Origin of the sequence: Vibrio sp. 2-Bac 85, from assembly GCF_037546705.1 — a bacterium.
GTDB lineage: Bacteria > Pseudomonadota > Gammaproteobacteria > Enterobacterales > Psychromonadaceae > Psychromonas.
This window is the reverse complement of the sequence record NZ_JALAAB010000019.1, coordinates 18,733-44,744: the sequence shown is the minus strand read 5'-3', so window position 1 is coordinate 44,744 and position 26,012 is coordinate 18,733. Positions and strand designations below refer to the sequence as shown.

The following is a 26,012-nucleotide window of genomic DNA, read 5'->3' as shown; positions in this document are numbered from 1 at the left end:
AATGTGTAATGAAAAACAAAGTAATTTTTTTCGCTTAACTTATTTGTACTTAACTTATTTAGGGCGCATCTCAACTTGACGCATTGGCATAGAGTCAATTTTTGAAAATATGTCTGCTAAATTGAGACGTTTAGCTGCCCATTTTATACCTCCGTCTTTACCAATCAACATGACGTTTCCTTGCTCTAGCTGAGCATTTATTTTGTAATTTTGAATCATGTTAGGCACAAAGTTGTCAGCAATATTCCCGCTGAAGTTACTGCTTACTGTGTTGTTTTGCATGATAAACCAAACAATATCGCGCTCATTAAGCTCAGTTTCATGCTGCTCAAATATTTTCGATATACTGTCTTTATCATTGACGGTACTAACGACAATTACTCTATTCTCCCATCTTAGATCGGAAAGATCTGTTAGCATCGCTAACTCCTTGGCCTGAATAGACAAACTAATGATAAAAAAACAAATAACGTATTTCATATTTTATTCCCTGATCGGTAATCTAGGTTGGCATATTAAGCAAAGTTAACAATCCTGAAAAACTTGTTAGCTGTTGTTAGATCTTGTTGTGTTTGTAAATACGTATTGAAAGCGTTATTAGATCAAAGAGAAGGTCATTGAGAAAGTCATTTGGTAAAGTCAATTGGTAAAGTCATTTGGCTCGATACATTCAGCGAGATGCTTGCGGCTAGGTAGTCAATATGTAGTGCTAAAGTAGAAGAAAGGTGACATCCTATTAAATATTTGATGATGGGCGCAGAGTAGCTTTTAGAGAGCATTCAAAAGAGGAAACATTGTAAAACTGTAAACTCAAGTGTATTTGTTTGGGAAACAAAATTCGGTAATAGCCACATATTTCATTGATAACACTAAAACATTAGTGTTCAGTCTAATAACATGTGGCCGGTTTATGGTTTTGATCGTTTTAAGTGCTATTTTACAACAGGGTACATTGGGTAAAACACCCCGCACATTTGCTGTGCAATACGAATAACCTGGTGGCTATAACCAAACTCGTTATCATACCAAACATATAAATTAACACGTTTATCACTAGTTATTGTCGCTTGCGCATCGACGATACCAGCGTGAGAGTTACCCACGAAATCGGTGGATACCACCTCTGAAGAGTTAACCCAATCAATTTGCTTCTGTACTGAAGAATACAAAGACATTTTACGAAGGAAGTCATTAACTCCTTCTGTAGTCACATCACTCTTTAGGTTCAAAGATAAGATGGCCATAGATACATTAGGGGTAGGGACACGAATTGAGTTACCCGTTAATAACCCTTTCATTTCAGGAAATGCTTTTGCAACGGCTGAAGCCGCACCTGTTTCAGTAATAACCATATTCAATGCCGCAGCACGGCCGCGTCGGTCACCTTCATGATAGTTATCAATTAAATTTTGATCGTTAGTATAAGAGTGAATAGTTTCCACGTGGCCATTAATAATGCCATATTCATTATCAATTACTTTTAATACAGGTGTGATTGCATTAGTTGTGCACGAAGCGGCAGATAATATAGTATCCGACTCTTCAATAACGTCATTATTAATACCGTAAACAACGTTTTTGATATCTCCCTTACCTGGAGCCGTCAATAATACTCTCGAAGCACCTTTAGCTTGCAAGTGACGTTCTAGGCCTGCTTGATCACGCCAGATACCTGTATTATCAATTACTAAAGCATTTTCAATACCGTAGGCTTCGTAATCAGCATTTTCAGGTGCATCTGAATAGATAACTTGAATATAATTACCGTTAGCAATAATCGCATTTTTTTCTTTGTCTATCGAGATAGTACCTCGAAAAGAGCCATGGATAGAATCTCGACGTAATAGACTTGCACGTTTTTCAAGGTCACTTCCTTTACCTTTACGAACTACAATCGCACGTAAGCGCAAACCATTACCGCCACCAGATCTTTCAATAATAAGACGAGCTAATAAACGCCCAATACGACCAAAACCATAAAGTACCACATCACGATTTTCTTTTGTTGCAGGACTATTTTGACCAAGTGCACCTTTAAGCTCTTCATTCAAGAACGTCTCAAGATCTGTTGCATTTTCTTGATTACGGAATTTAACCGCAAGCTTACCTACATCAACGTGAGCGCGATCTAGATCCATCGACATCATCGCATTAATGATAGGAAAGGTTTCTAATACAGAAAGTTCTTGGTCTTCCATATGACGAACAAAGCGATGCGCTTTTAATAAGTCAATAACAGAACGATTTATAATAGGACGACCGTATACAGAGGTAACAATGTTCTTTTTACGGTACAAAGCACCAATCATCGGAATCATGGTTTCTACTGTCGACTCGCGATCCGACCAATCTTGCATACAGGTATTAGAAATAACTTGGTTCATGCGTTTACCTTTCATTTATAATAATATATTTCTGCAAAGGAATAGAGCGTTGCTCGATCCCTAAAAATGAGGCCTAGATTATGCTCGTTTGACTCGCGTTGACAAAGTAAAAGCTTGAATGCGTTATGAAAAATGAGATCGCGGAGATGTTAAAAGAGTTAAATGAGATAGGTTATATTGTTAAAGAATTTATTATGTTATTTATAATTTAATTATCAATGTTTTTAGTGACAATTAATCCATAAGGTTTAAAATAAATAAGTACCTTAGAAATAATATCTGTTACGCCAAAGGAATAAACGAAGTAATTATATTGCACTTTCATGTCCCCCTTTCTAGATAGAGTAATTCGAACTTCGCAAAAAACAACAGGATGGTGTTGAACATCTTTAGCTGACTTCTTGATGCTAAATAGCTGGTTATTCAATATCAAGCTAGTAACACAGTGAGGATTTATTTTACCTTGCAAAGTCTTAATCTTTTATTTTCTTCGGTATATAAGAATAAATTTCAATCATTTAACTGGAGAAGATCGTAATGTCCAAAAGCATTAAAGGTACACAAACAGAAAAAAACTTACTGATTGCATTTGCAAATGAATCACGTGCAAGAAATGAATATACTTTTTTTGCCAGTGTAGCTAAAAAAGAAGGGTTAGTTCAGATATCATCTATATTTGAAGAAACAGCGCATCAAGAAAAAGAACATGCAGAAAGATTTTTTAGTTTTCTTGAAGGCAATAAAGTTGAGATAACTGAGACTATTTCTAGTGGGGGTATCGGTCATACATTTGAAAACCTAAAAAAAGCTGCAGCAGGTGAAGAACATGAATGGGGCGATATGTATCCAGCCTTTGCAAAAATAGCTAAAGAGGAAGGTTTTGGTCAGATTGCTGCTGCGTTTACTGCCATTTCAGTTTCAGAAAAACAGCATGAAAAACGATTTAATGATCTAGCTGATAATCTTGAAGCGGGTCGAGTATTTAAAAGGGATGGTGTCGTTGTTTGGCGCTGTAGAAACTGTGGCTACCTCCATGAAGCAAAAGAAGCACCTAAATTATGTCCAGCATGCCTTCACCCACAAGCTCATTTTGAATTATTAGGTGAAAACTGGTAAAAGAACATAGCAGACTATTATCTTTATTCATGCTCCAATTTGCTGATTGATAGTGGTTTGGCGATTACTATCAGATCTAATTCAGAGCATTTTTTCAACTAATTTTCTTCTTAAGATCCAACCTATGAGACATTATTAGAAGGAATTGAAGGTGACAAATTTACCGATAGGTGGCAACCAACAGCTGACTCAACATGCCTTTACATTAACGCATAACTTAGCGGAATCTATAGACGTATCGATATTTTTACTGGATGCAACTGCAAAAATTGCTGTTGATGAGGATATGATTTTTTATGGTCTACCGACTTCACCTTGCGCAGGCGTTAAAATTGTTAATCAGACCATTGAATTTAATCTTGATAAAATTCCTAGCCGTATCGAAAAGCTTGCTATTACAGCAACGTTAGAGAATGCAGCATCTTGGGGGAAAAATATTCAGCTAAGTACTGCTCAATTTAACAGTGTTGTTGATACTTTAGATCGCCCTGAAAAAGCACTGATATTATTAGAGCTGTATAAGCGTAATGAACAATGGAAAGTGAGGTTTGTTGCGCAAGGTTTTAATGGTGGCTTGGCGCCACTAGCAGAACACTTTGGCGTGGAATTAGAAAAGCCAGGTGCAAATGAAGCACAGACAGAACCAACATTAGCTGAGGCTTCTGCAGAACATGTAGCTAGTACATCTTCAAGACCGAATGAACCTGCTAGGGTTAATTTGAGCAAAATCAGTTTAACAAAAGCACAACCCAAAGTGGATTTAACCAAGCGTGCCGGCACGTTAGGATTAATTAAAGCGAATTTGAATTGGACACAGGCATCAGGAGGCTTCTTTAGCTCAGCTATCGACTTAGATTTAGGCGCTTTTGTGGAGCTTAATAATGGGCAAAAGGCGTTAGTACAAGCACTAGGTAAACGCCTTGAATTTACACCTTATGTAGAACTGTTAGCCGATGACCGAACGGGGAAAAGTGTCGATGGTGAGTGGTTGCATATTAATGGCGATAAAATTCAAGATGTTAAACGGATAATCATTTTTGCTTTTATCTATGAAGGTTCACCGAACTGGGAAAAAGCCAATGCACAGGTAACAATGCATGTACCTGATATGGCACCGATCGAGTCAAAACTTACCGAAAAAAGTAAATCAAAACGATTTTGTGCCATTGCAGAAATAAAGGTCACTAATGGCAATGTGCAGGTTGAGCAGTTAAATAAATTATTTGATGGTCATAAAGATTGTGACCAACACTTTGGTTGGGGATTTACTTGGACCGAAGGGCGTAAGTAAATTTAACATTGTAAATTAATGAGAAGCGTTAGTTATTTAGTATTGTTTTTTGGCTAACGTTACTTTTTAACTAATTTGAGAGGTAACATTTTTACGCCCAAATAAAGTAATCATGTATTCAGGGGGATGATCGCTTATTTCTCCTATCCTTTCTCTTAAGGTTAATCTCTAATCTCAAAACTTTACTTGCAAATTCTTAGCTTTAACGCCCTGCATTTTTATTGAATATTTTCTGTATAACCAAGTGTATTAGCAATATTAATAACAGAGGATTTTAATAAATAAAACATCGTTTTAAAATTTATTGCTGTGAGTTCCATTTGTATGTATATTTAAGCTATTAATTTTTACGATCTAAATCGTAACTAGACGGTAATTAAACCGTCCCCTAAATTGTACCGAAGCTAGAAACATTTAATTAACGTTCGCAGGGATAAAGGTTGAGGTAAGCATTGGGGTGATGAGTGTGTAATGTATTTTGATGTAAACAATCATTTTCTGATTTAAAAATGAGTAAATACAACAAATGCATTCGGCCTTATTAAACCTTAATGACAATATTAATGACCAAAATGAACGGCGAACAGCACAGGAGTAAAATATGAAAATTGCGTTAATGATGGAAAATAGTCAAGCAGGTAAAAATGCAACCATTTTAAATGAATTAAATACAGTAGTCGGACCGCTTGATTATCCTGTTTATAATGTTGGAATGAGCGATGAAAATGATCATCATTTAACTTATATCCACCTTGGTATTATGGCCAGTCTTTTGCTCAATGCTAAAGCCGTTGATTTTGTTGTTGCTGGTTGTGGTACTGGTCAAGGTGCGATGATGTCATTAAACATACACCCAGGTGTGGTATGTGGTTATTGCTTAGACCCGTCCGACGCTTTTCTATTTAATCAAATCAATAATGGCAATGCGCTGGCTTTGGCTTTTGCAAAAGGTTACGGCTGGGGCGCTGAGCTAAATGTACGTTATATCTTTGAAAAAGCATTTACCACGGGCGAGCGTGGTCAGGGTTATCCTTTGGAGCGTGCAGCACCGCAACAAAGTAATGCGAGCATTTTAAATGACGTTAAGGCCGCCATTGTTAAAGAAAACTATTTAGATACATTACGTGCTATTGATCAAACACTGGTTAAAACGGCAGTATCGGGCGAACGTTTTCAACAATGTTTTTTCGATAATTGTCAGAATGCCGAGATTAAAGAATACGTACAATCTCTTCTTGCTTAGCTGCGGTGTTTGAATAGCGGTGTTTAAATAGTTGCAGGTTCCGTAGCTTATTAATTAACTTTTACGTAGCTTTATAAGGTGCCTAGTTAGATAGGGCGCCTATATAACTATTCATATAACTATTATTCGCCTTGAACTACGCAAAACTAACGGCACTGTATAGCCAAAAAATATAATTTTATGATTTTAACTAACTTCAATTCCGCTTTCATTAACCAGAATTGAGGTTAAGTAATAATCGCCATCGTTATTCATCTTTAAAATTTATAAAATAAGAACATTGCTCTTAATAAGGGAGTAATTAGTATTAACACCTCTAGCCACTCCTTTCTACTCAGGTTATTCTAGTCACACAAGATAGCTTTAATTTATCAATGTTACTTTAATCTAGTTCGTGTCACTTAGTCAGGGATCTGCTGATATGTTTGAACAAATAAAAGAGTTTATTAACCCCAGTAAAAATCCTGATCTCAGCCAAGCGCAACAAGTTCAGCATGAGTATTTACCAACGTTGTGGTTACTAGGTAAAACAGGGGCGGGTAAATCTTCTTTTATTCAAGCGTTAACAGGGCTGTCGTCGATAGAAGTGGGTAACGGTTTTGAACCTTGCACCATGACTGCACAAGTTTATGATTTTCCGCAGCAAAAAGCAGTGATGCGATTTTTAGATACACGCGGTTTAGGTGAAGCGGATTACGATGCGAGTGAGGATATAAAAGAGATCAGTAAGTCAGGCAATGCGATTGTGGTGGTGATGAAAGTTGATGAGCCAGAACAAAGCGCAGTGTTGGATGCTTTGAAGCAGATTAAAAAAAATAAAAATATTGAACATTTATTGTTGATCCATAGTGCAGTTTTATTAACTAATGAAGCGGATAGAGAACGGCAAATTGCATTTAATGAAATGCAAGTGCGCGAGAGTTGGGGCAAACCTTTTAACTCGGTCAGCGTAGATTTTGAGGCTGCTGAAGATGGTGTTTATAATGAGCAATTATTGATTTCAGAAGTAACAAAAATACTGCCTATTTTAGGTTTGCTAGTGGAAGATAAAGCACATTCTGATATTGAAAATGCAAACTTTAATCAAGTGCAAAAAGAAGTGCTGTGGTATTCCGGTAGTGCTGCCGCTAGTGATTTAATTCCAGGTCTTGGTTTGGTGACTGTGCCGGCTATTCAGGCGAAGATGTTACATAGTTTGGCGAATCAATATGGTGTGATGTGGAATAAACGCACATTTACAGAACTAACTGGCTCATTAGGCAGTAGTTTTGCCTTACAGTATTCTGCGAAGCTGGGCGCAAGACAGCTTATTAAATTAATTCCCGTGTATGGACAAACGATTGGTGCCGCAGCGGCTGCATCGATGAGCTTTGCTACAACCTATGGATTAGGGCGTGTTGCCTGTTATTACTTTTACCATAAGAGTAAAGGTGAGCCGATATCTGAACAGGTGATGCAAGATTTATATAAAAATGCCCTTAAAAAAGGCAAGGCGGCGGCAGGATATGAAAAAAATTAAACAACTCTTTTTACTCTTATCGCAGTTATCCGGTGGCCGTTGGGGGATTGCTGTCGTATCGGCTATTTTACCTGTGTTGATGATGGTGGGATTTGGCTTATTTCTGGCTATCCAATACGATTATCTGCTGATTTTATCTATTTGTATTGCCGTTAGCACGCTGCTGATCAGTTTGCCTTTATGGCTAACTAATCGTCACCAAGATAAACGTCGTCTTCAAGAGCAGCAAAAAAAGCTCAATGAAAATAGCACGCAGGTTGATGATAGTTTGGTTAAGGTCAATAAAGATTGGTCGACGCATGAAGTGGTAATCTGGGAGCAGTCGAAGATCCAAGCTCGCCAATTATTAAGTGCTGATACAGAGTGGCGAGAACTGGATAAAGTTGCCTATCAGCTGATGAACTTTGTTGCACAGGCGTTTGATAAAAAAGGGTTAGATTTTTCAATTCCCGAAGGTTTGCAGTTATTAGAAGAAATAAGTCGGCGCTATCAATTAGTGGTTAAGGAGTATATTCCTGCCATAGAGTTGGTGAAAATTTCTCATTTAACAAGTGGCTATAAAGCGTATGAGCAATATGGTGAAGTAGGTCAAAAAGCGATTAAAGTGGCTATTTGGGCCAATTATGCAAAAAACTTATATTTAAATCCTGCTAAATTTGCTACTGACCTGCTCAAAGATCAATCTACCTCGGGCATGACTCAAGGTTTATTTGAAAATATTCAGATTCAAGCCAAACAAGCTTTATTAGATGAAGTGGTCTCGGTTGCGATTGATTTATACAGTGGCCGGTTTAGCTTTGAGCAGGGCAGTGTTACCGCTTCTGATATTGCGACGCAAGATGTTCAGCGAATGGCAGCTGATTTAGAGCCAATACGTATTGTTATTGTTGGGCAAACCAATGCAGGCAAGTCGTCGGTTATTAATGTACTAAAAGAGCAATTAATGGCCGAAGTGGATGTGTTACCTTGCACCGACGGCACGATTGTTTATCAAGCAAGCTTGGATGATATTGATATTCGGCTAATCGACTTACAGGGCTTAGATGGTAAGCCTAAAACAGAACAAAGTATGCTTGCTGAAATGACCAGTGCGGATCTTATTCTTTGGATGTTAAAAGCTGACCAGCCTGCTCGTGCATTGGATAAAAACCTTAAAACTAAATTTGATGCCTATTACGATGATGTAAAACATATCTCTAGTAAAAAAGCGACGGTGGTTGGGATAGTTAACCAAGTTGATAGGCTTAAACCAATTGACGATTGGCAACCTCCCTATGATTTAATACAACCGGACTTAGTTGAAGCAAAGGCTGCCAAAGCGAAGATCATTAAGCAAGCGATGGATTATAATCAAACCCTATTAATGCCTGATAAAATGATTGCGCTGTCGATCAGCCCGAATAAACCACACTTTGGTATAGAAAGTCTAAAAAACACACTGCAAGCAGAGATTGAAAATGCAAATAATGTACAGCGTAATAGGCAAAGACGAGAAGCAATAGGTAAAGGCATTGGTATCAAAAAGCAGTTTGACCGTGTAATGCATAGCGGTAAAAAACTCTATCCTAATTTGTTAAGAGCGGCTGCGCCAAAGTTAAATGAAATAGTGGTTAAAAAGTTAAAGAAAAAATCATAACTTTTGGCCCCCACCTGAAATCAGCCTTATCGATTAATCAATGTGAAAACATTAGCCTTCAATGCGTTGAGTATCAGAAAGCCCAGTGAATGATTTACTGGGTCACAGGATTATTTACAGGAACTAAAAAAAATTATCACTTCTATCCTCACGGCTTTCATTTGTTTTAAAAATCACTGAGTCCCAGTATCATGCTTTCATTTTGTGTGCAGTGGCACATGCAGCTTACTTGTGTTTGTTGTATTAATAAGTTGTATTTTAAGCGCACTTTGACCTTCTATCAGGCTATTTATTATCATGACATCAATCACTTCAAGCTTCTTCGGTCGTCTCTTTGGGCATCATACTGAAATTAACCTCAATGCCGATGCGCTGAGTATCTACGTTGATAAAAATAAATCGGTAGTTAATTGGGGCGCGTTAACTAAACCACCAGTGTTCATCTCAACATGGTTTGGTCAAACGTTAGTTGTTGAATCTGAACATAAACACTACCACTTAAGTAAATTAAGCTATGACGCAGCTAAGCTTTATAAACATCAATGCCAACAATGGTGGATACAAGCAAATCAGCAGTCACTGATACAACTAATAGTAAAAATAGAACCCTTCATTAGCAGTCAATATCTTCGACAGTCAGTGGTAAAGCGACTACTAAATGTAGTAACCCTAGAGTATGAAAAGTGGTTTCCCTGGGTTTTATCTGCTAAACGAGTGCCCGCATCATTGGCACCTTACTTAGAGAAGCTATCACGCTATCGTCATTGGCAAGTGACGCAGATTAACGCATTTCGTGATACTTATATCGAGCAACAATTACAACAATATCAATCATTTTTTGATGCGGTTGAATCGAATCCATTAACTGCAATGCAACGTCGAGCTTGTGTGATTGATGACGATAATAATCTGTTGTTAGCAGGGGCGGGTACCGGTAAAACCAGCGTGATGGTAGGACGAACGGGGTATTTACTTAAAAGCCAACAGTCAAAAGCTAGCGAGATATTATTATTAGCCTATGGCAGAAAAGCAGCGCTTGAAATGGATCAACGTATAAAAGATAAGTTAGGTCTTGATACAATTAAAGCTTCTACGTTCCATCATTTAGGCTTGAGTATTATTGCCAAAGTAGAAGCTGCGAAACCTAATCTATCGCTCTTTGCTGAAGATCAAACCGCTAAAGCTAAATGGGTACAGGATTGTTTTGAGCGATTAATGAATGAGCAAGCTGAGTATAGACAAGCTGTATTCACTTATTTTAGTCGTTATTATTATGCGGAGAAAAATCACTTCGAGTTTGCTAGCCTAGGTGATTATTACCAATACCTCACTGACAATGATATTCGTACTTTGAAAGGCGAGCAGGTTAAAAGTTTTGGTGAATTGTATATTGCTAATTGGTTATTTAATCATGGTATCGATTATCAATATGAAGCAAACTATACGGTTGATGTGCGCACTACTGAACGTAAACAGTACCAACCCGATTTCTTTTTACCCACGCTTAATTTGTATATTGAATATTTTGGTATTGATGAAAATGGCGATACTGCACCTTATATTGATAGGGAAGATTACCATGCGTCTATGCAGTGGAAACGCCAAACCCATCAACAACATAATACCGAGTGTATCGAATTAACCTATGCAATGCATAAACAGGAGATGCTTTTGAGTTATTTAAAAAAATCCCTTTCAGTGCAAGGTATAAAGTACCAACCCTTACCTGAGCAAGTTATATTAGCTAACCTTAAAGAAACTGGGCGCATTAGCGTATTAGCAGAACTCTTTTCCTCCTTGGTGGGTTTGTATAAAGCGGCTTGTTTAGATCCGTTGTTAGAAAAAAAGGTTATTGCTAATGCCATTGACCCCACGCAAACCAGTAAAGCTTTACAGTTATTACATCCTATTTTAAAGGCGTACCAAGCGTTTCTAGATACTCGTAATGAAATTGATTTTGAAGATATGATCAATAAAGCCTTGCAGTATATTGAAAATGGTCAATTTCGTTCCCCTTGGCGTTATATCATGGTTGATGAATTTCAGGATATTTCTGAGCCACGTGCTCGCCTTGTGAAGGCATTACGTGATAGTCGTAAAAGTTGTTCAATATTTGCTGTTGGTGATGATTGGCAAGCTATTTATCGTTTTAGTGGTGGGGATGTGTCATTAACAACTGAGTTTGAACAGTATTTTGGCGCGAGTACACAAACACAACTGGATCAAACTTTTCGATTTAATAATAGCATTGCAAAGGTGGCTACTGAGTTTGTTAGCAAAAATCCATCACAGTTAACTAAAACCATCGATGCAATTAAACAGGTTGATAAACCGGCTGTCTCTATTTTACGTAAAAGTGTCGTGAATCAAGGTATTAATAATGTTAATAAACAACAAACACAAAGCATTCCAGAAGTTGCCAACGGTGCACTAGCGGAAGTATTAACTGCCATTGCTAATAAACCTCATCAACGCGATAAAATGAACGTGTATTTATTAGCGCGTTATTGGTTTCAGTTGCCGGATAAGCAAACCTTGGCAGAGTTAAATAAACAATACCCAACACTGTTTATTGAAAATCAAACCTTTCATGCTTCCAAGGGCAAAGAAGCCGATTTTGTTGTGATCATGGGAATGACATCGGGCAAACTTGGTTTTCCATCACAAAAAGCCACTCCTGCAATTATTGATGCTTTGTTAGCTAAGCCTGAAGATTTTGAATATGCGGAAGAAAGGCGGTTAATGTATGTGGCATTAACACGAGCGAAAGAGCGTGCTTATATTATTGCGGATATGCTTGATGGCAGTGATTTTGTTAAGGAGCTGGTGGATGGTTATGATGTTGAATTGAATGAATTTGGGATAACAATCAGTCAAACATTAGTGGATAAAATTACGTGTATGCTTTGCGAAACTGGTACGTTAATACCACGTAACGGACGTTTTGGACACTTCTTTTCATGCTCGCATTTTCCACGTTGTGACCATAAAGAAAGAGGGTGTCGTCAATGTGATACGGCAATGACAAAAAACAAATATAGTGGCTTTAAAACTTGCCTTAATCCTGCTTGTTCTGAAATAGTGCCTCTATGCGATCAGTGTGGTGCTGAAATGGCGTTAAGGACAAGTAAAAAAGGTGAATTCTGGGGATGTCGAAACTTTAAAGGTAATGAGCCGATGAGCTGTAAAAATGGTATTGATAAAGCCAATTTACAGTGGCCAAATTAAGCTCAACCTTATCCATAAATAACTTGAACTTTATTTAGTCTAGTATTCATTACCCTTTTACCGGGCTGAAATTAACTTTCAGCCGGTTAATTTTTTAGTTATTATCTGTTTTATAAACTTTATTATTTAGCGAATTCAACCTTGAAGTTTACTAAAGGGTAATATGTTGTTCAAAAATAGGTAAAAATTCATCTCTTCGATGACTGACTAATAACATGGTGCTGTGTTGTTGAGTCGCTAGATGCTCTAGGAAATTAAGTACACGGTGTCTATTTAGCTCATCTAGTCCCTGTGTTGGTTCATCTAATATTAATAGATAAGGTGATTTCACCAGGGCTCTGGCGATTAAAGCCAGTCGTTGTTCACCATAACTTAAACTCTGAAACAGACTCTTTTGCTGATCCAATAAACCAATCTTTTCTAGCCATTGTTGTGCAATGTTAATTTCATGAGCGGTGGCCTGTTGATACATACCAATGGAGTCATAAAAACCCGACAATACCACGGTTAATAATTCGCCATTAACACGGTACTGGCGGTGTAATTCAGAGCTAACTATTCCCATGTTCTTTTTAACATCCCAAATAGTTTCTCCAGAACCTCTTTTGTAACCTAGGACATGAATATCGTTGCTATAACATTGTGGGCAATCACCAGTAATCAACTGCATTAAGGTTGATTTTCCGCTGCCATTAGGCCCTGTAATCAAAGTATGCTGCAGTGGTTTTATTTCAACATCTAAATCCTCAAAAACATTAACGCCGCCATAATGCACAGTGCCTTTGTTTAGTTTAACTAAATAAGGATGATTATAATCAGATAATTGTTGTATGTTTTCTGGCCAAGGAATGTGGTCAGGTACTGGACTTAATAATGCATCTAATTGATTTTTTGTTTCAATATCATCGAGCTGGCCAATTACATCTACTCGGCCACGTTCAATAAAGGCGATGTTATTACACCAATTTGGAATATCTTGGCGATTACTTAGCATTAATACAATGGTAAAGCCTGTGTTGGATAAACGTGCTAACGCATTAGATAAAGTTTCACAGGATTGCACGTCTAAACTATCAAAGGGATTGTCACAAATTAATAGTTCAGCACCGCTAAATATAGCTTGTAGAATCAATAGTTTTCTACTTTCACCCGTGCTTAATTGGATATAACGTGTTTGCATACGGTGGCTGAGTCCAAACTCACTAATCAGTGGGTCATTCCATTTATCTTGCGGTAAAAAGTCTTGTGCTTTGGTGCCAACATCGTTTGCGTCTACGTAGTCTGGCGCTTCCATCGCTAACGTATTTTCGTAGGTTTGTTGCTGTGCTTCAAATGAAATAATGCCTACTTTTTCTTTGCTTGGTAAAGTGAGTTGATCCACTTTGTCTATTTGTAGATCGCCAGTTAAAAGTTGATCAATATACTGTTTTCCTGACCCATTACGGCCTAATACGCACCAGCTTTCATTGTTGCGTATTTGCCAATGATCGATGGTTAACTTTTCATGCGCTAAATTTACAATATTTATCATAGAATTATTCAGTCTGTTAATAGGAGGAAAATTTTATTTTGCCACAAAGTTAAATAAATGAGTAAGTTATAATTATCAATTTTAAAACTTAATTTAGAGAGCGTTACTGTGTTTTTCATACTTAGATTATTCTCTAGCTTAGCCTCGAGCTAAGTATCTAGACTGGTTACTAGCACTGTTGATTTAGTTGTTTATTAACAGATGTTAACGCAAGGTAGTAGTATTAGTTAACATCTGTTCATCTTAATAAGGTTATGTCGACATCGTTAAGTAAGTACCAAAGCGAACATTGATCCATACCATAAATGTTTACATAGCATACTGATGAAAATTAATGTGACTCAATTCAATAAATTAAAGCATGGTCTCATTTATCGGTTGCGAACCCTGTGAATTTAGTTAATACCTTCAAATATAAGCCTATTTAATGTACTATGTCGATTCGTTTGCTATGTTAATCCTCATCTTTTAGTCATAAATTCTAATTTTTAACCGTAAATGCAAACTTCATTAATAAGGATATTAATATGCGTAAACTCATCTCATCTTCATTACTACTTGCCTGTGCTTCTTTCACTTTACCTGCTGCGGCAAGTGAATGTGGCAAAGTAACTATTGCTGATATGAACTGGGCTTCTGCAACCGTTATTGCCAATGTTGACCGCTTTATTGTTGAACATGGCTTTGATTGTGATGCAGAGCTTGTACCTGGTGATACTATGCCAACCGGTGCTGCAATGATTGAAAAAGGGCAACCTGATATCGCGCCTGAATTCTGGAGTAACGCAATGCGTGAAGCATTAGATAAAGGGGTTGCTGAAGGTCGAATTCGCTACGCGGGTACAACACTCTCCGATGGTGGAGAAGAAGGTTTTTGGGTACCTGCTTACATGGTTGAGAAAGACCCTACGTTAGCAACTATTGCAGGTATTAGAGCCAATGCAAAATTATTTAAACACCCTGAAGATCCAACTAAATCTGCTTTAATGGGCTGTCCTTCTGGTTGGAACTGTCAAATTTCAACTACTCAACTGTTTACGGCACTTGATCTAGAAGCTTCTGGTTTTGAGCTGTTAGATCCAGGTTCTGGTGCCGGTTTATCAGGTTCAATTGCTAAAGCTTATGAACGCAAAGAAGCTTGGTTAGGTTACTACTGGGCTCCAACATCTGTTTTAGGTAAATATAAAATGGTTAAAGTGGACTTTGGAACGGGCGTCGATAAAGATGAGTTCGTAAACTGTACAACTCAAATCGATTGTTTAAATCCTAAAGTGACCATGTATCCGCCTTCAGCAGTGGAATCAGTTGTTACTGAAGAGTTCGCGAAAAGAGCGCCAGAGGTAGTGGCTTATCTTGCTGGTCGTTCATTTACTAACGAACAAATGAATGCCTTATTAGCTTGGAAAGAAGACGAACAAGCCGATGGTGATTATATCGTTGAATATTTCCTAACTAACCATGAAGAAATATGGACGCAATGGGTTGATGCTCCCACAGCAGCAAAAGTTAAAAAAGCATTAGCAGAATTATAACCCTTCCTATAAAGCCTAGTTAAGCTAGGCTTTATTATCATTCTAGGTAAGTAAATAACTTACACTGTATCAATTTTAGCGTTCTGCTTAGCTAGATATTTACCTAGGTTGGTTAAAATTTTTTCAGGAGAAAAAATAAAATGTCAGACAAGTCATGGATGTCAGAAATCCCGCAGCTTGATCGTAAAGAATTAAGAGATTTTAAAAAATTATTAGATGGTCTCTTTCGTGACTTTTCACGTGAATACGGCGATGCTATTCAATCTTTCTTTGACCCATTATTAAGCACCCTCATTTGGTTTGAAAAATTACTATTATCAACTCCTTGGTGGTTAGTTATCGCAGCCCTCGCTGCTTTTTCATATGCAGCCAGTCGTTCCTTTAAATTAACTATTTCAGTCGCAGTAGCTTTTGTCATCATTGGTTATTTCGGTATGTGGGAAGATACAATGCGTACCATGAGTATGATCATTGTTTCTACCTTATTAGCGATTCTAATAGGAATGCCAATTGGCGTCGCGATGGCGCGATCTAATCGAGTACAATCGCTTGTCACACCTATTTTAGATGTGATGCAAACAATGCCTGCCTTTGTTTATTTGATTCCGGTCGTTATGTTACTGGGTATCGGTAAAGTGCCAGGGGTGATTGCGGTGATTATCTATGCCATTCCTCCGGTTATTCGTTTAACAAACTTAGGTATTCGCCTTGTTGATAAAGAAGTGTTGGAAGCTGCCACCGCTTATGGTGCAAGCCCAATGCAACGGCTATTTGGCGTACAAATTCCGTTAGCAATGCCCACGATTATGGCGGGAATTAACCAAACTATTATGATGGCATTAGCAATGGTAGTTATTGCCTCAATGATTGGGGTTAAAGGATTGGGACAACCAGTGTTACAGGCGATTAGTAATCAATATTTTACACAAGGTTTATTAAATGGTCTTGCGATTGTGGCGTTAGCGATTATTTTTGATCGAATTTCACAAAGTTATGCAAAACGTACGTTACAAAACTTTGGGGGGCATTAAGATGAGTTCGAATGAAAATAACGCTCCTTTAATTAGTATTAAAAATCTATATAAGATTTTTGGTAAAAATGAGAAGAAAGTTTTAGAAGAAGTAAAAGCAGGTAAATCTAAAGAGACTATTTTAGCTGAAACAGGCCATACTGTTGGTCTAGCGGATATCAACTTAGATATTTATCCCGGTGAAATATTTGTGATCATGGGGTTATCTGGCTCAGGTAAATCGACATTGATTCGTCACTTTAATCGTTTAATTGATCCAACAGCTGGTGAAATAGTGGTTGCTGGTGAAGATGTGATGCAGTTAAACGCCAAAGACCTACAAAATTTCCGCCGTCAAAAAATGGCGATGGTATTTCAACGTTTTGGTTTAATGCCGCATCGCACTGTGCTACAAAATATTACTTATGGTTTGCAAGTTCAGGGTGTTGCTAAAAATGAGCGAGAAGAACGTGGTAATGAATGGTTAAAAACGGTGGGGTTAGATGGGTATGCAAAACAATATCCTGGCCAACTCTCTGGTGGACAACAACAACGAGTTGGATTAGCGCGCGCATTATGTACTGATGCTGATATCTTATTAATGGACGAAGCCTTCTCTGCACTAGACCCTCTTATTCGAAGTGAAATGCAAGATCAGTTAATTGAACTACAAGATAAATTGCATAAAACCATTGTATTCATCACCCATGATTTAGATGAAGCGTTACGTATTGGTGACAAAATTGCGATTTTACGAGATGGTTTACTCATTCAACAAGGTACACCTGTAGATATTCTATTGAACCCCATAGATGACTATGTTGAAGCCTTTGTAAAAGATGTAAATAGAGCGCGCGCATTAACCGTTGAGACAGTTATGCAACCACAAATTTGTCGTATTTCTAGCGAGAATATTGGTGAAGCTGTTGCACAAATGCGAAAGTCTAAACAAGATTATGGTTACGTTGTAAATGATGATGGTTATCAAGGTATGATCACACAAGAAACATTAGAAAATGTTGAAAAAAGTGATTATGGCAATGCGATTACTGATGAACTATTCGAAGATGTGCCATCGGTACAAAGTGATGCACTATTGGAATCTGTTATTTCTGATATGTTAGATAATGAGCATCCTTTAGCTGTTTTAAATGCCGAAGGTGATGTAGAAGGGCACATATCTCGTACCACGTTAGCGGAAGTACTCAGTGATCAAGGAAGTAGTGAAAGTAGCGATAGTGATCAAGAGAGTAAAGATCCTGAACCCCAAAAATAGTAAATAACGTTGTTTGGAGATAAGCAAAATCAGCGTTATTAGCTAAACAGAATATTGAAAGCTCATTTTTTACAGAATGGGCTTTTTTATTATTTATTATTTGAACCTATGTTGTGTTTCACCTTCTACTAAAATTAGAAGTTGGTTGCGAGAGCAGGGTTTGAATCTATGGCCTTTGCCATGGTTTATAAAGAGCTGAGCCTGACGAGTTACTAGACTGCTTTATTGGGTTTCAATATTTGAAGTTATATTTATGCTTTTTCTTGGGATTAGTTCTTCTAAAGGTATTAGAAGTTGGTTGCGAGAGTAGGATTTGAATTTATGGCCTTTACCATGGTTTATAAAGAGCTGAGCACGACGAGTTACTAGACTGCCTTATTGAGTGCCAATATTTTAAGTTTTATTTATACTTTATCTTGGAATTAGTTCTTCTAAAGGTATTAGAAGTTGGTTGCGAGAGCTGGGTTTGAATCTATGGTCTTCGCCATGATTTATAAAGAGTTGAGCCCGATGAGCTTTTCTTTATTTAAACAAAGATTGGTTACGAGAACAGAATTTTAATCTATGTGCTTCGACATTGTTTATAGAGAGTTGAGCCCGATGAGCTTTTCTTTCTTTAAACAAAGATTGGTTGCGAGAGCAGGATTTTAATCTATGGCCTTCGACATTGTTTATAGAGAGTTGAGCCCGATGAGCTTTTCTTTCTTTAAACAAAGATTGGTTGCGAGAGCAGGATTTTAATCTATGGCCTTCGACATTGTTTATAGAGAGTTGAGCCCGATTAGCTTTTCTTTCTTTAAACAAAGATTGGTTGCGAGAGCAGGATTTGAACCTACGACCTTCGGGTTATGAGCCCGACGAGCTACCAGACTGCTCCATCTCGCGTCCGGATTTGATATTTCTTTTTTATTCTTTTAAACAAAAATTGGTTGCGAGAGCAGGATTTGAACCTACGACCTTCGGGTTATGAGCCCGACGAGCTACCAGACTGCTCCATCTCGCGTCCGGATTTATTGTTTCTTTTTCTAAAGCTTTTTATTTTAAAAATCGGCAGCGATAGTAATATTTTAATCTACGATCTTCGCCATTGTTTATAAGGAGATGAGCCCGATAGGCTTTGCTTCCTGTAAACAATATTGGTTGCGAGAGCAGGATTTGAACCTACGACCTTCGGGTTATGAGCCCGACGAGCTACCAGACTGCTCCATCTCGCGTCCGATATATAAAACTTAATACTTAAACATTTTCTTTTAAAAAGTTGGTTGCGACAGTAATATTTTAATCTACGATCTTCGCCATTGTTTATAGAGAGTTGAGCTCGATAAGCTTTTCTTCTCTTAAACAAGATTGGTTACGAAAGCAATATTTTAATCTACGATCTTCGCCATTGTTTATAGAGAGTTGAGCCCGTTTAGCTTTTCTTCTCTTAAACAAGATTGGTTGCGAGAGCAGGATTTGAACCTACGACCTTCGGGTTATGAGCCCGACGAGCTACCAGACTGCTCCATCTCGCGTCCGTTTAAGTGCGGCGAATGATATAGAGATCACATTATATTGCAAGCGTTATTTACAGTATTGTAAGAAATTAGTAGTTGATTGCTTAAAGAGTGAACAAATTGATGTTTTAAGGTGACAGTTACCTAGTATTTTGTTTTATAAGTGATAATTATTATTTTTAGCGGAAATGCTTTATTGATGAGCTTAGATTCAAATCAGAAGGGTGAATAAAAATGATAGGTCTCTTATAAGCATCATTTTATTGAGACAAACACTGAAATTGCATTTATCATACAAATGTTGGGTCGGCATTAAAAAGTGTTCATAATTTCCAAGGGTCATTTTTAACGATAATCTATATTATCTTGTTAAAAGCGTGAATTGTTTAATTCTCAATGTGAATCCGTAATGCTGAACAACACTCGTAATGTTTAAAATGAAGAGGTATATATGAAAAATAAGGATACAACACAGAGTGATTCAATCCTTGAGGATTTAACTGGTTTTCGTCCAAAAGAGTTTGTGATCATAATTGCTGTTGCGTATATGTCAGTATTGACTATTCCTATGGTTGTTGCGTCTTTGGGGTTACCTGCATTACCGGTTGTGATTGGGATCATGCTGATCCAATATTGCCTTTTATACTTTGTAGGTACAACTCATGGTGGTAGTATTTTAAAAACCATGAGGAGCAATGGTTTTATCGGTTGGCTTATGTGGTTGGCATTATTGTGTATGTTGATGTTGCCTATTATTCATTTGTTGAACCTAGCTGGTTTGTTTTCAGGCAGTTTCGCACTTTAATTAAAGTGGGTGGTTATTTAGTGATATTGATACCCCTCACGCTCATCAACTAACACGTGTCGTATGTTAAAATTACTTACGGCTTCCTCGTGAGTCTTGTCTCTGTTTTTATTAGTGATGGCTCAGCCTATTTTTTAACAATACCCTTGATTTTTAGTGACAGAGTCCACATCTAGTTATAAAGGGTTGATAGTTTAAATTGAATTAATAAGTAACTATCAATCTTTCTAACGGCATCAATTTACAATTCAAAGTAAACCTTTTTTCTGCGTACCACGTATATAGCCTATTGGTTAGAACCTTGTTGATAGTAAAAAATAGAACGTAATCATGATTTTTTATTATTTTATGAATTTATTTGTAGGTCGTGTTGTCATATCGCAATCAATTATTAACCTAGTTTGCGCGATGCGAATGATGTTATTTACTTTATTACTACCACAGTGAAACGGTTAACGAATTGAAAGTTAATTATTTTACGGAGATTTTTATGAAAAAATATATTATCAGTATGCTTTGTAGCGTGCTGTTTTTATCTGCCTGTTCAGAGAAGATTTCTCCTACTCAGCAATTGATGGCTAACCCTACTGAAATCAAAATTACTTCTTTAGAGGATCTAGAAAAGGTATTTAATGATTTACATTATACCCCTGGTTACTGGGATAAAGGCTCAAAGGAAGTTCCGCGTTTAACATTTGAAGGGATTAGTCCAGAGTGGCAGAAAGTTTCTCAAAATATGCCGGTGGACACCAAAAAGAGTATTTTTCTGCGTTTGATTTTACCTTTAATTTTAGTCTCAAATGAAAATATTTTACATGAGCGTGAGATTGTAAAAAATTCCAAGCTAACGTCTCCTGATTTAATCGCTATTGCTATTAAATATCGTGTTATAGATGAAGATACAGAGGTTTTAACCAATAAGCTTAAACAGAAGTTATTGAAGCGCGTTAATATTATTCCACCTTCGTTAGCATTAGCACAAGCAGCGGAGGAAAGTGCTTGGGGAACGTCACGTTTTGCACTTGAAGGAAATGCACTGTTCGGACAGTGGGATTTTAGTGGTAATGGAATTAAACCCAAACAACAACGTACTGAATTAGGTAATTATGGCATTGCGAGATTCGATACTCCGTTAGCTTCGGTAGAAGGTTATATGTTGAATATTAACTCTACTTCAGCATATCAATCATTACGTGACCTACGAGCAAAAAAAGTGGCAGCGAATAAAACCTTTTCAGGTACTTTGTTAGCGGGTACTTTGATTAAATATTCTGAGCGTGGGCAGGCTTATATTGATGGGTTACGCGAACTGATCCGTTATAACAAATTAGGTGTCACTGACGATACTTTTTTGTCTGATAATAATTTAGTACATCTTGTTTATTAATATTAATTTAAATTTTTAGATCTTCCTTATTTACGCTAGTGCATTAATTTTAATCACTTTTAATGCACTAGCTAATTGTTAAATTCATTCAATCCCTTCTTTATGTCGCCAATTAAGTAAAATTTCATGATAAGCATTTGCACTCTGTCACGCTTTTAGTGCATAACTGAGTGCAAATATCATTTCTGAATTATGCTTCTTTCATAATCATTAAGTGATAATGCAATACAGCTGAGATCACAATAGCAAGGATTGGTATTATGAGCACTCAGATGCAAGGTTTATGTTTCTTCAAAAAAACACTCTTAGCGAGTGCAATTTCACTCACTGCATTACAAGTTAATGCTGCTGGTTTTCAACTCAATGTACAATCTGCTACAGGCTTAGGCCGTGCTTTTGCTGGTGATGCTGTTATTGCCGATAATGCTTCTGCAATGGCGCGAAATACGGCAACGATGGCTTTATTTGATAAAACTTCGATGTCGATGGGGTTAAATTTTTTAAAGTCTGATATCAATATAAAAGATGGAACCTATGTTGGTCCAACAGCACCGACGGGCGCTAGTTCAAATTATGACGATGCAGGAGGTATTTCCATTGCACCGAATCTACATGTTATTTTTCCACTTAATGAAAAAGTAGCGGTGGGTTTCGATATCTATTCAAATTTTGGTACAGCCACTGATTTTGATGACTCTTTTATTGGATCTGAATATGGTGGAAAAACCGATGTAAAAAGTTTGAATTTAGGGTTGGCCGTTTCTTACCGACTTAATAAGCAGTGGAGTGTCGGTGCAGGTTTAGACATTATCTATGGGACCGGAGAACTTAAGCGTGAGCTCAATATAGGATCTAGCAAGTTCACTGCATTGGATGCAGATGCAGCCGGGTTTGGTTTAGGTTTTAACTTAGGAACTGTCTTTGAGCTAAATGAAAATAACCGTTTTGGTTTGTCCTATCATTACAGCCCCGAATTAAAAGCAAAAGGGGATATTACCTATAATGGTGTGACGGTGAAGGATGATACCCTGTATATGGGATTACCTGATATGGCAGAGTTTTCTGGTTACCACCGTATTAAAAACACTGCCTATGCAGTGCATTACAGCGTGCAATGGATTGGTTGGTCATCGTTTGATACCTTAGATACAAAAGCGTTCGGTACGATTAATGATTATAAATGGAAAGATACGATGCATTTTTCGGTAGGTGGAACTTATTATTTAAACGAGACATGGACATTACGAGCAGGTTATATGTATGACCAAAGTGCGCAGGATAAAGTAACCTCTCTCTCCGTACCAGACTCGGACCGCCAATGGTTCTCTGGTGGTTTTACTTATCATTTATCAGAGGATGCTAATGTTGACTTTGGTGCTACTTATTTATTAGGGCAAGATGTTGATGTCGAAGAAGGAATAACAGGTGTTTCTGCAATTTCAGGCACAACTCATGCTGATGCTATTTTAGCTGCTGTGCAATACAGCCACCAGTTCTAACTTTTACTGAGTATTTTAAATAAAAAAGCGCCGAATGGCGCTTTTTTGTAAGTAGCTAAAGCGCGAGTAACAAGCTAGTTAATCATCGTTACAAACTAACTCTTCTTAGCTTGCTTGGCTTTTTCTGCTCTTAGTTTACGCATCTCTTTAGGGTCCGCTGTTAGAGGGCGATAAATTTCAATTCTATCGCCTTGCTTAACCGTATTATCTAATTTATCTGGCTTACTAAAAATACCTACAACCGCTTCACTAGGTACTATTTCAGGAAAGTGTTTTACAATACCTGACAATTTTATACAGTTCTCAATGGTTGTCCCTTCAGGTACTTTCAATGACAATAAAACTTGCTTGTGGGGAATGCCATAAACCACTTCGATATCTATTAACCCACTCATTACATGCTCCCTCGAGATATATTAACGTGTACCGTAAACGGTCTTGGCTCTGTTTGAAAAAGATTTAACCATAGAGCCGATTAATTCATGAAAAACACGTCCAAAGGCTAATTTAACAATGGAATTACTAAATTCAAACTCTAAATCTAAACTCACTTTACAGGCTTGCTCATCTAAAGCAGTGAAAGTCCAGCCTCCACTTAAATGCTTAAAGGGGCCTTCTAGTAATTTCATCGAAATAGATTGACCTTCAATCAATGTGTTTTCAGTAACAAAGGTTTGACTGATACCGGCTTTAGAAACTTTAATGGACGCTTTCATTAAATTGATTTGATCTAATAAAACCGTGGTTTCACTACAACCTGGTAAAAACTCAGGATAAGCATTCACATCATTCACTAGTTGATACATTTCTTGTGCGCTATACATCAACAATGCGCTGCGTGATACTTTAGCCATATCTTACCTCGTTGAAAAAGGGTATCTTACACGATGCGATGCGCGAACTGAAAAAAAATAGCAAAAAAATGCTGATAAATGAATGACTTTCAAACAAATAAAATAATCATTTAACAACAAATGCTAGTTACATTTCAGTCATTAACATGTTTTACTCCGTCACTAGCTTGTCGATTAAAATCAAGATCATAAGGTGATGATAATAGTTGATCATTACTCAGTATTGTATTACAAAGTTGATTCTCAGCGAGCGACTCATAGAGCAAATTCTGAAGTAAACATCTTAGTGGTTAGAAAGTTATAATTTAACCCGTTATATCTCCAACTTTCTGCCTAGATCCTGTTCATTTCAATGCTTGCTGAACTTTCCACCTTGAATGATAAAGGGTATAATGCAGGTTATGGCTAAAAAAAACTCAAAACCAAAAAATAACGACAATACGATTGCACGTAACAAACGTGCTTCTCATGAATACCACTTAGAGGAACGCTTTGAAGCGGGAATTGAGTTACAAGGTTGGGAAGTGAAATCTTTACGCGCAGGTAAAGCAAATATTGCAGATAGTTATATCTTCTTAAAAAATGGAGAGGCTTTCTTACTTAATGCAACATTTCCACCATTGCTCGCCGCATCATCGCACGTAGTTTGTGATCCTTTACGTTATCGTAAATTATTACTAAAACGCCGTGAGCTTGATAACTTAGTCGGTAAAGTAGAACGTCAGGGGTACTCCATTATTCCTATTTCACTCTATTGGAAACATGCGTGGGTAAAAATCTCGTTTGCTTTAGCAAAAGGTAAACAAGATCACGACAAACGTAGTGATGTTAAAGATCGTGAGTGGCAAGTTCAAAAAGAACGTATGATGAAGCATAGCGTTCGATAATTAAGCAGTTAGCAAACAACATGCAAGATAATGCTATCTTGCATCACTTAGCTTTGTTAAACTTAACTTGTTGGTGATTTATCACTAACCACTGTGGGGATGATTTAGGACTCGACGAGATTCTTGAAACCCAAGGTGCATGCCGAGGTGGCGGTTGGCCTCGTAAAAAGCCGCCAACGTTATAGTTGCAAACGACTCTAACTACTCTCTAGCAGCTTAGGCTAGCTAGCCTTCCACCCGCGCTTTTCCAATGGGTAGGGATTCGGAAGGTCATTTACATCGGATAGCGAGGGAACCTTGTTCGAGGGTGAACCGCGAAATAGTATCGGACTCGCTTTTTAATATCCTGTCAGTTGGAGATTAACGAGTTAACCAAATAACTGACTAAGCATGTAGTACCGAGGATGTAGGTTTTTCGGACGGGGGTTCGACTCCCCCCATCTCCACCACCTATTGAAAAAGGCTGATTTCTTAACGGATTTCAGCCTTTTTTGTATCTATCATATGTTGATATTAGTATCGTTATTGACGTTATTGACGTTAATGTCGCTATCGGTATTCTTTAAAATCTATTTAAATGCAGTGAACTGTTATGAATGACTTTGATTATAAGCCTCCCACAGACCCTTGGTTAGATACCATCTATAAAGATAAAGATATGATTGTATTTAATAAACCTGCTGGGATCTTATCGGTACCGGGGCGTGATATTGAACGACATGACAGTATCTACAGTCGTCTGCTTGAATTACATCCTAATAGCCATACTGTTCACCGCTTAGACTTAGCCACTTCTGGTGTGATCATTTTTGCTTTAAAAAAAGAAGCTGAAAGGGCGCTAAAAATACAGTTTCAAGAACGTGAAACAAAAAAAATCTACTATGCGCGTGTTTTAGGACATGTGCCACAGCCGCAAGGTTGTATCGATGTACCACTGAGTAAAGACAAAGAGAACCCGCCAAAACATAAGGTTGATTTTGAATCAGGTAAAGCCTGTAAAACCTTTTATGAAGTGGTGAGTTATGGAAAACAAAGCACATTAATTAAATTGATGCCTGTTACAGGGCGAACTCATCAATTACGATTGCATATGATGGCAATGGGTTACCCTATTTTAGGGGATGATTTTTATGCAGATCCGTTGGCATTAAGTTTATCTCCTCGTTTGTTATTGCATGCAAGTGAAATAAGCATCAAGCATCCTTACACTAAAAAAATGGTGTGCTTTAAAACTGATGTCCCCTTTCTAGAGGCCATTGGTGAGCAATAGTTAGCTTGGCTATAGTTAATCTGATCTTAGTTTTTTAATAGCAATCGC

General features: G+C 37.5%; 19 protein-coding genes, 4 tRNA genes and 1 other RNA gene. 15 read left to right on the top strand and 9 right to left on the bottom strand.

Annotated elements, in window-relative coordinates; all coding sequences use genetic code 11:
- Positions 1-54: 54 nt before the first annotated feature.
- Both MT390_RS16740 and MT390_RS16735 read right to left on the bottom strand, forming a co-directional pair.
- Positions 55-480: a DUF4174 domain-containing protein gene (locus tag MT390_RS16740; protein WP_299664233.1), complete on the bottom strand. Its 426-nt coding sequence runs from the start codon at positions 478-480 to the stop codon at positions 55-57.
- A gap of 452 nt (positions 481-932) precedes the next feature.
- A complete protein-coding gene (locus tag MT390_RS16735) occupies positions 933-2,384 on the bottom strand; it encodes a glyceraldehyde-3-phosphate dehydrogenase (RefSeq protein ID WP_299664235.1) in 1,452 nt (483 codons plus the stop codon).
- A gap of 537 nt (positions 2,385-2,921) precedes the next feature.
- On the opposite strand from MT390_RS16735, the gene rbr reads away from it, so the two are divergent.
- From rbr to MT390_RS16705, 6 genes are all read left to right on the top strand, one after another.
- Positions 2,922-3,500 carry a rubrerythrin gene (gene rbr, locus MT390_RS16730; protein WP_166369986.1) on the top strand — a complete coding sequence of 193 codons (579 nt, stop codon included), beginning with the start codon at positions 2,922-2,924 and terminating at the stop codon, positions 3,498-3,500.
- Between the two features lie 151 nt (positions 3,501-3,651).
- A complete protein-coding gene (locus MT390_RS16725) occupies positions 3,652-4,791 on the top strand; it encodes a TerD family protein (RefSeq protein ID WP_499442234.1) in 1,140 nt (379 codons plus the stop codon).
- Positions 4,792-5,392: 601 nt separating this feature from the next.
- Positions 5,393-6,034 carry an RpiB/LacA/LacB family sugar-phosphate isomerase gene (locus MT390_RS16720; protein WP_299664240.1) on the top strand — a complete coding sequence of 214 codons (642 nt, stop codon included), beginning with the start codon at positions 5,393-5,395 and terminating at the stop codon, positions 6,032-6,034.
- A gap of 421 nt (positions 6,035-6,455) precedes the next feature.
- On the top strand, positions 6,456-7,553 hold the full coding sequence (locus tag MT390_RS16715) for a YcjF family protein (RefSeq protein ID WP_499442232.1): 1,098 nt from the start codon (positions 6,456-6,458) through the stop codon (positions 7,551-7,553).
- Entirely contained in the window at positions 7,540-9,189 is a 1,650-nt protein-coding gene (locus MT390_RS16710) for a GTPase family protein (RefSeq protein ID WP_499442231.1), read from the top strand. The genes MT390_RS16715 and MT390_RS16710 overlap by 14 nt, the downstream gene beginning before the upstream one ends.
- A gap of 297 nt (positions 9,190-9,486) precedes the next feature.
- Entirely contained in the window at positions 9,487-12,417 is a 2,931-nt protein-coding gene (locus MT390_RS16705) for a UvrD-helicase domain-containing protein (protein ID WP_499442229.1), read from the top strand.
- A gap of 151 nt (positions 12,418-12,568) precedes the next feature.
- On the opposite strand, the gene MT390_RS16700 is transcribed toward MT390_RS16705, so the two are convergent.
- Positions 12,569-13,948 (bottom strand): ATP-binding cassette domain-containing protein, encoded by a 1,380-nt coding sequence (locus tag MT390_RS16700; RefSeq protein WP_166369998.1) that lies wholly within the window; start codon positions 13,946-13,948, stop codon positions 12,569-12,571.
- Between the two features lie 527 nt (positions 13,949-14,475).
- Between MT390_RS16700 and MT390_RS16695 the strand changes: the two genes are divergently transcribed.
- The 3 genes from MT390_RS16695 to MT390_RS16685 all read left to right on the top strand — a co-directional run bounded on the left by MT390_RS16695 (position 14,476) and on the right by MT390_RS16685 (position 17,766).
- Entirely contained in the window at positions 14,476-15,480 is a 1,005-nt protein-coding gene (locus tag MT390_RS16695; protein WP_166370000.1) for an ABC transporter substrate-binding protein, read from the top strand.
- Positions 15,481-15,620: 140 nt separating this feature from the next.
- A complete protein-coding gene (locus MT390_RS16690; RefSeq protein WP_166370002.1) occupies positions 15,621-16,511 on the top strand; it encodes an ABC transporter permease in 891 nt (296 codons plus the stop codon).
- Position 16,512: 1 nt separating this feature from the next.
- Positions 16,513-17,766: a quaternary amine ABC transporter ATP-binding protein gene (locus MT390_RS16685; protein ID WP_166370004.1), complete on the top strand. Its 1,254-nt coding sequence runs from the start codon at positions 16,513-16,515 to the stop codon at positions 17,764-17,766.
- Positions 17,767-18,574: 808 nt separating this feature from the next.
- On the opposite strand, the gene MT390_RS16680 is transcribed toward MT390_RS16685, so the two are convergent.
- The 4 genes from MT390_RS16680 to MT390_RS16665 all read right to left on the bottom strand — a co-directional run bounded on the left by MT390_RS16680 (position 18,575) and on the right by MT390_RS16665 (position 19,280).
- Positions 18,575-18,651, bottom strand: a tRNA-Met gene (locus tag MT390_RS16680).
- A gap of 41 nt (positions 18,652-18,692) precedes the next feature.
- Positions 18,693-18,769: transfer RNA gene (locus MT390_RS16675), tRNA-Met, on the bottom strand.
- A 134-nt stretch (positions 18,770-18,903) separates the two neighbouring features.
- A tRNA-Met gene (locus MT390_RS16670) sits at positions 18,904-18,980 on the bottom strand.
- Between the two features lie 223 nt (positions 18,981-19,203).
- Positions 19,204-19,280, bottom strand: a tRNA-Met gene (locus MT390_RS16665).
- A 433-nt stretch (positions 19,281-19,713) separates the two neighbouring features.
- Between MT390_RS16665 and MT390_RS16660 the strand changes: the two genes are divergently transcribed.
- From MT390_RS16660 to MT390_RS16650, 3 genes are all read left to right on the top strand, one after another.
- Positions 19,714-20,067 (top strand): hypothetical protein, encoded by a 354-nt coding sequence (locus MT390_RS16660; RefSeq protein ID WP_499442226.1) that lies wholly within the window; start codon positions 19,714-19,716, stop codon positions 20,065-20,067.
- Positions 20,068-20,557: 490 nt separating this feature from the next.
- Positions 20,558-21,454 carry a glucosaminidase domain-containing protein gene (locus MT390_RS16655; RefSeq protein WP_499442224.1) on the top strand — a complete coding sequence of 299 codons (897 nt, stop codon included), beginning with the start codon at positions 20,558-20,560 and terminating at the stop codon, positions 21,452-21,454.
- A 260-nt stretch (positions 21,455-21,714) separates the two neighbouring features.
- The gene (locus tag MT390_RS16650; protein ID WP_499442222.1) at positions 21,715-22,953 is read left to right on the top strand and encodes an outer membrane protein transport protein; all 1,239 of its coding nucleotides are present in this window, start codon (positions 21,715-21,717) and stop codon (positions 22,951-22,953) included.
- Between the two features lie 95 nt (positions 22,954-23,048).
- On the opposite strand, the gene MT390_RS16645 is transcribed toward MT390_RS16650, so the two are convergent.
- A complete protein-coding gene (locus MT390_RS16645; RefSeq protein WP_299659042.1) occupies positions 23,049-23,348 on the bottom strand; it encodes an RnfH family protein in 300 nt (99 codons plus the stop codon).
- A 21-nt stretch (positions 23,349-23,369) separates the two neighbouring features.
- Complete coding sequence (locus MT390_RS16640) at positions 23,370-23,807, bottom strand: type II toxin-antitoxin system RatA family toxin (protein ID WP_499442220.1); 438 nt, start codon at positions 23,805-23,807, stop codon at positions 23,370-23,372.
- 401 nt (positions 23,808-24,208) lie between these two features.
- Here MT390_RS16640 and smpB point away from each other — a divergent pair, with 401 nt between their 5' ends.
- The 3 genes from smpB to MT390_RS16625 all read left to right on the top strand — a co-directional run bounded on the left by smpB (position 24,209) and on the right by MT390_RS16625 (position 25,964).
- Positions 24,209-24,694: an SsrA-binding protein SmpB gene (smpB, locus tag MT390_RS16635; protein WP_025565722.1), complete on the top strand. Its 486-nt coding sequence runs from the start codon at positions 24,209-24,211 to the stop codon at positions 24,692-24,694.
- A 95-nt stretch (positions 24,695-24,789) separates the two neighbouring features.
- Positions 24,790-25,143, top strand: a transfer-messenger RNA (tmRNA) gene (ssrA, locus tag MT390_RS16630).
- A 143-nt stretch (positions 25,144-25,286) separates the two neighbouring features.
- Entirely contained in the window at positions 25,287-25,964 is a 678-nt protein-coding gene (locus tag MT390_RS16625) for a pseudouridine synthase (protein WP_499442219.1), read from the top strand.
- Positions 25,965-26,012: the final 48 nt, after the last annotated feature.